At 43.3% G+C, this 10,292-nt stretch carries 6 protein-coding genes; all 6 read right to left on the reverse strand.

The genetic code is table 11. From position 1 onward, the window contains the following. Positions 1 to 5,432, reverse strand: a 5,432-nt coding sequence (locus SPADD19_RS13180; RefSeq protein WP_128861627.1) for an accessory Sec-dependent serine-rich glycoprotein adhesin, incomplete at its 3' end; no start/stop codon positions are given. 226 nt (positions 5,433 to 5,658) lie between these two features. Further along, positions 5,659 to 5,883 carry an accessory Sec system protein Asp5 gene (gene asp5, locus SPADD19_RS08585; protein WP_041818376.1) on the reverse strand — a complete coding sequence of 75 codons (225 nt, stop codon included), beginning with the start codon at positions 5,881 to 5,883 and terminating at the stop codon, positions 5,659 to 5,661. 2 nt (positions 5,884 to 5,885) lie between these two features. Further along, the gene (gene asp4, locus SPADD19_RS08590; protein ID WP_013904226.1) at positions 5,886 to 6,065 is read right to left on the reverse strand and encodes an accessory Sec system protein Asp4; all 180 of its coding nucleotides are present in this window, start codon (positions 6,063 to 6,065) and stop codon (positions 5,886 to 5,888) included. A gap of 14 nt (positions 6,066 to 6,079) precedes the next feature. Beyond that, entirely contained in the window at positions 6,080 to 8,455 is a 2,376-nt protein-coding gene (gene secA2, locus SPADD19_RS08595; RefSeq protein ID WP_061455791.1) for an accessory Sec system translocase SecA2, read from the reverse strand. Continuing rightward, positions 8,448 to 8,894 carry an accessory Sec system protein Asp3 gene (asp3, locus tag SPADD19_RS08600; protein WP_061455792.1) on the reverse strand — a complete coding sequence of 149 codons (447 nt, stop codon included), beginning with the start codon at positions 8,892 to 8,894 and terminating at the stop codon, positions 8,448 to 8,450. Before asp3 ends, secA2 begins: the two co-directional genes overlap by 8 nt. 2 nt (positions 8,895 to 8,896) lie before the next feature. After that, the coding region (gene asp2 / locus SPADD19_RS08605; RefSeq protein WP_128861628.1) for an accessory Sec system protein Asp2 at positions 8,897 to 10,292 on the reverse strand (1,396 nt) is incomplete at its 5' end.

Raw genomic sequence — 10,292 nt, forward strand, 5'->3', positions numbered from 1 at the left:
GCAGACGTGCTTGCGGACTCTGATGCACTCGTTGATGCACTTTGTGAAGCTGAAGTACTTGCTGACTCTGACGCGCTGGTTGATGCGCTTTGTGACGCTGACGTACTTGCTGACTCAGACGCGCTGGTTGACGCGCTCATTGATGCAGACGTACTTGCTGATTCTGACGCGCTGGTTGACGCACTTTGTGACGCTGACGTACTTGCTGATTCGCTGGCACTTGTTGAAGCACTTTGCGATGCGGATGTGCTTGCTGATTCGCTCGCACTTGTCGATGCGCTTTTTGAAGCAGACGTACTTGCTGATTCGCTGGCGCTGGTTGACGCACTTTGCGATGCAGACGTACTTGCTGACTCTGATGCACTCGTTGAAGCGCTTTGTGAAGCCGAGGTACTTGCTGATTCGCTGGCACTGGTTGAAGCGCTCATTGATGCAGACGTACTTGCTGATTCTGACGCGCTGGTTGATGCACTTTGCGATGCGGATGTGCTTGCGGATTCACTTGCGCTTGTCGAAGCACTTTGTGATGCGCTAGTACTTGCTGACTCACTTGCGCTTGTCGAAGCACTTTGTGATGCGCTAGTACTTGCTGACTCACTTGCGCTTGTCGAAGCACTTTGCGATGCAGATGTACTTGCTGATTCTGACGCACTTGTTGAAGCACTCATTGATGCAGATGTACTTGCTGACTCACTTGCACTTGTTGATGCACTTTGCGATGCGCTAGTACTTGCTGACTCACTTGCACTTGTCGAAGCACTTTGTGAAGCAGATGTACTTGCTGATTCTGATGCACTCGTTGAAGCGCTTTGTGACGCTGAAGTACTTGCGGACTCTGATGCGCTCGTTGAAGCGCTTTGCGATGCGCTGGTACTTGCTGACTCTGACGCACTGGTTGAGGCACTTTGTGACGCACTTGTACTTGCTGATTCTGACGCACTTGTTGAAGCACTCATTGATGCAGAAGTACTTGCGGATTCACTTGCGCTTGTCGAAGCACTTTGTGAAGCTGAGGTACTTGCTGACTCACTTGCGCTTGTCGAAGCACTTTGCGATGCGGATGTGCTTGCGGATTCACTTGCGCTTGTCGAAGCACTTTGTGATGCGCTAGTACTTGCTGATTCTGATGCGCTGGTTGATGCACTTTGTGAGGCACTTGTACTTGCGGACTCACTTGCACTTGTTGAAGCACTTTGCGATGCAGACGTACTTGCGGACTCGCTCGCACTTGTCGAAGCGCTTTGCGATGCTGATGTACTTGCGGACTCTGAGGCACTTGTGCTTGCAGACTCACTTGCACTTGTCGAAGCGCTTTGGGACGCAGACGTACTTGCTGATTCACTTGCACTTGTTGAAGCGCTTTGCGATGCTGAGGTACTTGCTGATTCACTCGCGCTTGTCGAAGCACTTTGTGAGGCACTGGTACTTGCTGACTCTGACGCGCTCGTTGAAGCACTTTGCGATGCTGAGGTGCTTGCGGATTCAGAAGCACTAGTTGAAGCGCTTTGTGAAGCTGACGTACTTGCGGATTCGCTCGCACTTGTAGACGCACTTTGTGAGGCACTTGTGCTTGCAGACTCACTTGCACTTGTTGATACACTTTGCGATGCGCTAGTACTTGCTGATTCACTCGCGCTCGTTGAAGCACTTTGGGAAGCTGAGGTACTTGCGGATTCACTTGCACTCGTTGAGGCACTTTGTGAGGCACTGGTACTTGCGGATTCTGATGCACTTGTTGAAGCGCTTTGCGATGCTGATGTACTTGCTGATTCACTCGCGCTTGTAGACGCACTTTGTGAGGCACTTGTACTTGCGGATTCTGACGCGCTCGTTGACGCACTTTGTGATGCTGATGTACTTGCTGACTCGCTCGCACTTGTTGAAGCACTTTGCGATGCGCTAGTACTTGCGGATTTACTTGCACTCGTTGAAGCACTTTGTGATGCTGATGTGCTTGCAGATTCTGAAGCACTAGTTGAGGCACTTTGTGAGGCACTGGTACTTGCTGACTCGCTCGCACTAGTTGAGGCACTTTGTGATGCTGATGTACTTGCTGATTCGCTCGCACTTGTAGACGCACTTTGTGAAGCGGATGTACTTGCGGATTCAGACGCACTCGTTGAAGCGCTTTGGGAGGCAGATGTGCTGGCTGACTCGCTGGCACTTGTCGAAGCGCTTTGCGAAGCGGACGTACTTGCTGATTCACTTGCGCTCGTTGACACACTTTGAGACTTCAACACACTTTCAGATGTTCTTTCTGATTCCTTTGTCGATAGACTTGTTGATGCACTTGTACTTGCTGATTCACTTGCACTTGTTGAGGCACTCATTGACGCTGATGTACTTGCTGACACTGATGCGCTGGTTGAGGCTGACATACTTTCCCTATTAGGGGTAACTGTATAGGGTACCTCCAATTCATAAGTGCTACTAAGGCCTGTCCCGTCAGGTAAGGTTGTAAATCTAACAGAATAAGTGAATCGTCCAGGAGTACTAATATCTGGTAAGTCTGAGCTGACAAATTTTGCAGATAAGATGGCTGATTGTGAAACCGAATCTGCACTATACCATTCACTTGGTGTATAGCTACTATAATAATAACCATCATCAACATTTTGTTCAAATGTATGAGAAACACCAGTTACCTCGATAACTTTGTGTTTCAGAGTTGTTGTACTCACTAACAACTCTGAACTGTTTGAAGTTGCCCCATAACGACCAACATCATAGGTCCGTGTAATCGTATAGTTAAATTCACCTGCCGTTGCCGTTGACAATGGTAGAGTTGTCGTTGTTGAAGATGTAGAGTTATTGGTCCATTTGGTTGTGTAAGATTGGTCTGTTACATCAGATGAGAGATACGCATCTGCATTTGAACCATTGTGAAGATTTTGACCTTTAAAATCATAAATAGGTGTTTTAGCCTCAATCTTAGGTAAAACTTTGTAATTCACATTAACGGTTTGCACAGAACCATCTGAATAGGTTACTTTTGCAACAGCTGTTTGATTCCCCGAAGTAGTCGTTAAAATCGGTGTTGACCAAACAAGACTATAACCAGAGGCTGCAGGTGTTGTACTTTCATTTGAAGTGACCGTCACAAATTTACTTACATCAGAAAGATCCGAAGCTGTTTCACCCTGCAACGTGTACACAGTTGTTGCTTTGGCAGAGGCTGTGTAAATTTCGTTTTGTCTGATTTTATGGAAGGCATAGGTAATTCCTTGTTTTCCTTCAAGAACTCTGACAGTATTGCCCGATACGTATCCTTTGGCAGTTGCAACGTTAGTTGCCTTCAACTGATAACCATCAATGTTCAAATATTGTGAAAGATCGACAGTTGTTCCTGGAAGTTGTTGGATAAACACCTCATCCTTACCAGGGATTTCCTCTCCAGTATCTGCATCGATGAAATTAACTGTGACATAGGCACCACGAGCAGAGTATTCAAATTTTTCTAGTCTAAACTGTTGCAAGTTGTATGCACCGCCTGTAGAAGCAAAAATAGCCAAGGCTAGCTCTTCAGGATATCCAGCGTTTGATAATAAACTATTGAAAGTATTTTGGTACTTAAGTGCATTAGTATCTGGATTTCCCCATACATTCGCATCACTCATCAGTGCCAGTTTGTCTGATTGCAGGTTCATAGACCATGTTTGACCATTGTAGGTAACCGTCATTTCTTTCGTTCTACCGTCGTAGGAAACTTGGTAATCTTTCAGAGAATTATCCGTTGGATTTTGATTCAATTTTGAAAATGTACGTATTACTGGATAGACGGTTCCTCGTGCCCCAGCATTGTTACCATTATAGTTATAGATAAAACCACCAAAGGCGCCACCACCACTTACACTTCCGGGATCGGAAGATGCTTTATCAATAGGATTAGTTCTACTAGTATTGTGATAGGTATCAAGCTTAAAACCAAAGGAACCCTTGAGGTTGTCTCCTCCCATACCGAGAGAGCCACCAGCACCATTATGATTTTTACCACCATTACCGATGACACCAGGTTCGGCAGTTGAAAACACCGCCGCAATCCCATCACCACCATCGTGACCATTCTTATGACCTTCATAAGAATCTCCAAGATTGATCTTACCTGTTAGGGTGAAGCTCTCAGTCATATCTATCTTAGTTTTCAATGTATAGGAACCGGCTTGCCCACCTGTATTTTGTGTCAAGGTTACTGTACCACCACTAAGATTTGCATTCCCTGATGTTTTAAAGTAGTTTGCTTGGTTTTTATTGGTTACAACCAACTTAGCTCTTGAGTTGTAAGTCGCATTTCCTAAAGAAGCATTTGTATTAAATGGAATACGAAAGTCATTTGAAGAAGTCAAAGCTTGACCATTACGATAGTCACGCGCTCCAGAACTTGCACGAAGAACTGTGTTTACCACAGTATTACGTGTTCTAGTAGCCTCAGAGATAAGGGTGTTAAAGTCAGCGTTAGGATCTGCCAAAGCATTTTGAATAGCTTCAATCGTAGCCTTTCCTTTTAGAAGGGCGCTTTCCGCTCCTTCACGATTGCCTAGCTTCTCTAGATAGGTTCCAATTTCAGCAGACAGTGAGGTAAGCTTGGCTTCTTGCTCTTGACGTTTCTTATCTGCTTCAATGGTTGTCGCCGCTACCGCTGTTGTGGCTGTCTCTGTCACTTCTGAAGTCAATGAAGAAGCCTGCGGAGAAAGGGCTGGTGTCTCACCAGAAACAAATCCAGCTACTGTCGAGCTGCTCACTTCCTCTGCCTGAACTCCTACTTCACTTCCTGTAGAGCTAGCTTCTGAAGTTAGGCTCTGAGAACCCTGATGACTCGCAGAAGCTTGAGTTGATTTAGAAGTTGAACTACTTGCGGATTCACTGGCACTGGTTGAAGCACTTTGGGACGCTGAAGTGCTGGCTGATTCTGAAGCCGATGTCGATGCTGACTCTGATGCAGACGTGCTAGCTGATTCTGACGCACTCGTTGACACACTCAATGAATGAGACACAGAAGCTTCTACAGAGGCTGACTCTGAAACAGAGGCTGACGCTGCTTCTGTTTGTGATTGTGTTTGTAAAGGCTCTGTTGAGTGACCTAAAACAGCTGAATCCGATGCCGCCAAAACATCTGTCGCTGGACTTACCGCACGCTCAAGAGCAGATGCATCATTCGATTCATCTGCTTGTACACGATATGTCGTAGCTGCTCCCGTTAACAAGGCCCCCGTGGTTAACAGTCCCTTTAATAAGTGCTCTTTTACTGAAGAAGGTGCGTTTTCTTCGAGCTGTGTCACTCGGACGCTGGCCTTATCAACTCCTCCCTTGAGGACTCGGAACAGTCCAAAATAAGAAGTCGCTGCACGGAGCCAATGTTTTCCTGATTTTATTAATTTGAAACGTGTCACGCGATCTGTTTCGCGATATTCACCTTTGGTTCGTTTAAAATGCATACGTTCTTTTTCCTACCATATAGTATTTTTTTTCATACTTTTTATTATATCAAACCATCTCTGCTATGACTAGTATCTTGTTGAAATTTTTTCAACTATTTTAAATATCCAAGTTCTCCTTCTAGACGCTATCCCTATCCAAATAAATTACTGGTACTACACACTTATTTTTGTTCTAAAAAAGTGCATCTAAAATGATGCACTTGACTCAATCTTAACTTGACCACTAATTGTAAACGAAAATCATCAGGAAAAGAAGTAACACTAAAAGAGCTAAACTCGTCACCAAGGTCCCGATTTTTAGCAAAGGCTGGCTTGACCAGTAACTACCTTTTCCGATATTGCTCATAGCATCATTAGAAAAAATCTGTGTTTGCCGTGGCTGTAGTGTAATCAATACAATTAGTAGAACACTTAAAACAATCAATAGGATTAAACATAAAACTTCCATAATCACCTCAACAAACCAAGCAGGGTAAAGAGAAGACCGACGATAATCACCAAACCAAACAAAGTGGTGAAGATTTTATTAATCCTTTCGCCTGTTGTCGCTTTTTCTTTTTTGATTGGCTTTTGCTTTAATTTTTCCATGCGCCCTTCAACTTCTTCGTGAAATAGATCTTTCTTTGACATAGTTTCCTTTCTTTTTATGGGAAATGGGTCACAATCTCACCATTTGGTGAGACTAAGATTTGGCTTAGTAGCAGATTACGTACCATATCTTTTTTGATTTGTGATTTCATTGCCTCAAAACCAGCAAAGGCTTCTTGGTAATATTCAACAATAGGGTTTTTGCGGCTTGCTTGTTGCCCACCAATAGCCTGTTGCAACTGTTGCAAATAGTCTACCTGTTCAACCCAGTTATCATCAATTGCTTTTAACATCGCTAAACATTGGAAATAGCGAACAAGTTCAAAAGCTTCTAAGAGTTCTTTTTTTCGATTCAATTCTTCATACGCGAAATGATAGATCAAAGAAGCAACTGCCCTTTCATCTAGTAAATCAAGATTTTCTGGTATTTGATCAATCTGAAAACTGACATTGTTGAGAATAAAGTGATACAAATCTTCCTTTTTTGTTAGGCTTCCCTCTTTTACGACATTTTCTATATAATCATGAAGGACAGCATCTATGGTCTCATTCAAGTCTTGGTCTTGATAAATCAAGTGATCACGTTGTCCATAGATTAACTCCCGCTGGATATTCATACACTCAGCATATTCTAATGTCTGACGCCGTGAAAAACGGCTTGCACTATCACTTGCTCTTTGAGCTTTTTCAACCAACCTACGGTAACGACGCCCTGTTAGTTCCTGATAATGAACACGATCGTCCACATTGTAATCTTTGTAAAAATTATGTACCCACTCAGGCCCGAATTTTTTGATGACATCGTCTTCTAAGGACACAAAGAACTTCGATATTCCTGGATCTCCCTGACGTCCAGAACGACCGCGAATCTGTAAATCTATCCGTTGACTTTCCATTCTTTCTGTCCCAACGACCACAAGACCACCCAACTCTGCTACACCAGGGCCCAATTTAATATCGGTCCCTCTTCCGGCCATAGAAGTCGCAACCGTAACAGCACCCATCTGACCTGACTCCGCAATCATCTCAGCTTCTCTGGCAACATTATTGGCATTTAAGAGGTTATGAGCGATTCCTTCTCTGAGGAGCAAATTCGAATAAAGTTCAGACATCTCAACAGATCCAACAAAAATGAGAAGAGGATTGCCAAGTGCATGGTAGGTCTTAATACACTCTAAAGAAGCATAAACTTTTTCTGGCAAGGTCACATAGAGATTATCTGGGTAATCTACCCTTTGTTTGGGACGATTGGTCGGAATCTGAATGACTTGCATTCCAAATGTATCTAGAAATTCTTTCTCAGCTGTCTTCCCGGTCCCAGTCATTCCTGAAATCTTCTTGAATTTTCGAAAGAGGCTCTGATAAGTAACGGAAGCCATCGCACGCGTCTCGGGAGAGAGTTTGACTAACTCTTTTGCTTCAATCGCTTGATGGAGCCCACCTTGTAATTTTGTCAACTCCATGAGGCGACCTGTTGCTCGATCAAGTAGGACAACCTCAGCTCCCATATCTCCTTGGCGAACGATGTAGTCTTTATCTCTTTTAAAAAGTTTATGGGCTCTCAATGCATAGATGAGATGTCGAGCAAATTCTCCATTATCTTTAGCATAAAGATTATCAATTCCCAGATAAGCTTCAGCTGAATGAGCACCTTTTTCTGTCAGCCAAACCTCACCTTTTTCTTCTTTAAAGATGTAGTCTTCCCCTTCAACCATTGTAGTCATAAGGGTATTGATCATGCCATAATAATTTGATTGTACACGAGGAGATCCCGAAATGATTAATGGCGTTTGAGCACTATCCAATAAAACCGAGTCAACCTCGTCGATAATCGCGTAGTTAAATGGACGTAAAAATTTCCCTTCTTCATTCGATGCCAGATTATCAATTAAGTAATCAAATCCGAGACCGCTATTCGTCGTATAGATAATGTCAGATGCATAAATCGCACGTTTATCTGATGCTTCCAGATCTTCTCCATCTGGTGCAAATGGAACGCCGATAGATAAGCCTAGAAACTCATAGACCTGTCCCATCTCTTCCGCGTCACGTTTGGCTAGGTATTCATTGGTTGTGACAAGAATAGCCCCTTCACCCGTCAAAGCATTTAGATAAATGGGCATGGTGGCTGTCAACGTTTTTCCTTCACCAGTACTCATCTCAGCGATATGGCCCTGGTGCATCACAATAGCTCCCATGACCTGTACATCGTAAGGAAACATCCCTAAAACACGCCGATCGGCTTCACGGACCACTGCATAAGCTTCTGGCAACAGATCATCTAGCGTTTCACCTTGTTCCAGTCGCTTTTTAAAGGTAATCGTCTTGTCCCTTAATTGTTGATCTGTTAAAGGTTCGATCTGCTCAGCCCAACTATTGACTTGGTGAAGTAAATCTTTGACAGTTTTCATCGGTCTTAAACGTTTAAACATGTCCATCACCTACTTCTTCAATGTTCATCCCTTTAAAGTTCAACTCCAGCACGCCTGCACTCAACAAAGCAATACTATAATAATAGGCTTCCTTAGGGTAGACAAATGTCACCGAATGACTCTTTTCAATAATTTGTTTCACTTCCTTATCATAGCGATCCCAAAAACTTACTTTGAGATAAACCGAGTCTTGCGGAACCGTCGTATAAAAAGCATCTAGTCGGTAGGTCTGACCCTTTTTCAATAAAGGCAAGACTGGCTGGGTCCGACTTCCTTGATAATTTTGTATGGCAGTCCAAGAATGTATCTCCGTTCCTGAAGCCACTAAAGGATTATAAAAACGAACCGAACCATCTTGAAATTGTTCAACTTGTGAACCATGCATATAGGTTCTCATATTCGCTCCCCATAAAATTTGAGGTGTTTTCATATATGTCATCTCTATCCTTTTCTTCCAAAATCATTTTCCAGTATCATTCGATAAAAATTGATAAACCAAGTTGTCGCAGTGGTCGAATCATCATTGTGTCGTCCTGTGGTTCCCTTGCTGAGGATTTTAGCACCTGAATAATAAAGTGCAGTGGTCAAATCGTCATAGGCAGTTGGATCCATATCTTCATCCTTCATATAAGAAAGGCCAAAGGTTGTATTGCTAAAATCTGCCTGCTTAAACTTATCCCAAAAACGGTTATCCAGTTCCTGAACCTCAGCATTCTCTAAACCACCTGTCTGCATATGAAGGACATCAATTCCTGTTGGAAAGACTTCCGGCGCTAACAACCGTGCTCTATTTCCAATCGTTCCTATATTTGTAAGAGGTTTTGCAACAATAATGGCATGCGGCTCAAAATCAGCACCATAATACAAAGAAGGATAAGTCCCCATTGACATTCCAGAAAAAATCAGTTGGTCCTGATCAAATCCCAAATAATCTAAATAGTGCTGAATGGTATCTCGTACACCTTGTTCTAACTCATCACTCCCCATATAAAATGCCCCACCTAGTAATCGGGGATCTGAAAATAGAAGAAAGGGAGTCCCCATCGAACGCATCATCCAATACCCCTCGAAACCTTCTGCCGGGCGAAAACCTGCAAAATACACGGATAAGGGTGGCTTGAAATCTCCTGGATGAAAGAAGTAATTCAATTCTTGACGGTGACGATCATGTAAGATGCCTCCTCCTAATAGGTACTTCCCAAATTGGAATCGTGTCCAACGTTGATGAAGATTCCCAACTATGAGACGCCCTTGCCCCTTGGCTTCAAGAGTTGCAGATATCATATAGGTCATCTCTTGGTCTAGGACAATCGCGCCTTCACGCATCTCTTCTTCACTGACAATGACCGTCTTTGCAATATCGGTAACAGCACCTTCTGGGATCACTCTTAAAACCAGCTGACACTGACAAGTCTCTTCTTTTTCAAACTCCAACCACAATTCGACAGGTCTATCTTTATCGACTCGTATATTATAAGACCAATTTAATAGGGGTTTAAAAGAAGAACCATAGTCTCCTTCAAGGCACATATTCTCATGACCATTATAGGTTACCTTCCCTTTAAATCGTGGTTGTACCTGAATTTGGAAAGGAAACAGTTTATCACCGTACTGACCTGAAAATAGCGCCTTCGGTAAGATCCGAAGGAGTTCCTGAGGACGAGAGAAGTCAGCTGGTACTGCACACACCTCTTTTGTAAATTGTTTTACACGCGGATCGACAATTTTGATAGTTTCATCATAGAAAACAGTATAGGGGGCCAAATAATCACGTAAATCCGATAACAGCCACAAGGCGAGCGGATCATTTACTAAAACTGCATCAAAACTTTTTATT

The sequence above is a fragment of the Streptococcus parasanguinis genome (assembly GCF_001578955.1).
GTDB lineage: Bacteria > Bacillota > Bacilli > Lactobacillales > Streptococcaceae > Streptococcus > Streptococcus parasanguinis_U.

Bases quoted from the DNA above. Each gene is read 5' to 3' on its own strand.
- asp4 (WP_013904226.1), bottom strand. From the start codon at position 6,065: ATGTCAAAGAAAGATCTATTTCACGAAGAAGTTGAAGGGCGCATGGAA.
- secA2 (WP_061455791.1), bottom strand. From the start codon at position 8,455: ATGTTTAAACGTTTAAGACCGATGAAAACTGTCAAAGATTTACTTCAC.
- asp5 (WP_041818376.1), bottom strand. From the start codon at position 5,883: ATGGAAGTTTTATGTTTAATCCTATTGATTGTTTTAAGTGTTCTACTA.
- asp3 (WP_061455792.1), bottom strand. From the start codon at position 8,894: ATGACATATATGAAAACACCTCAAATTTTATGGGGAGCGAATATGAGA.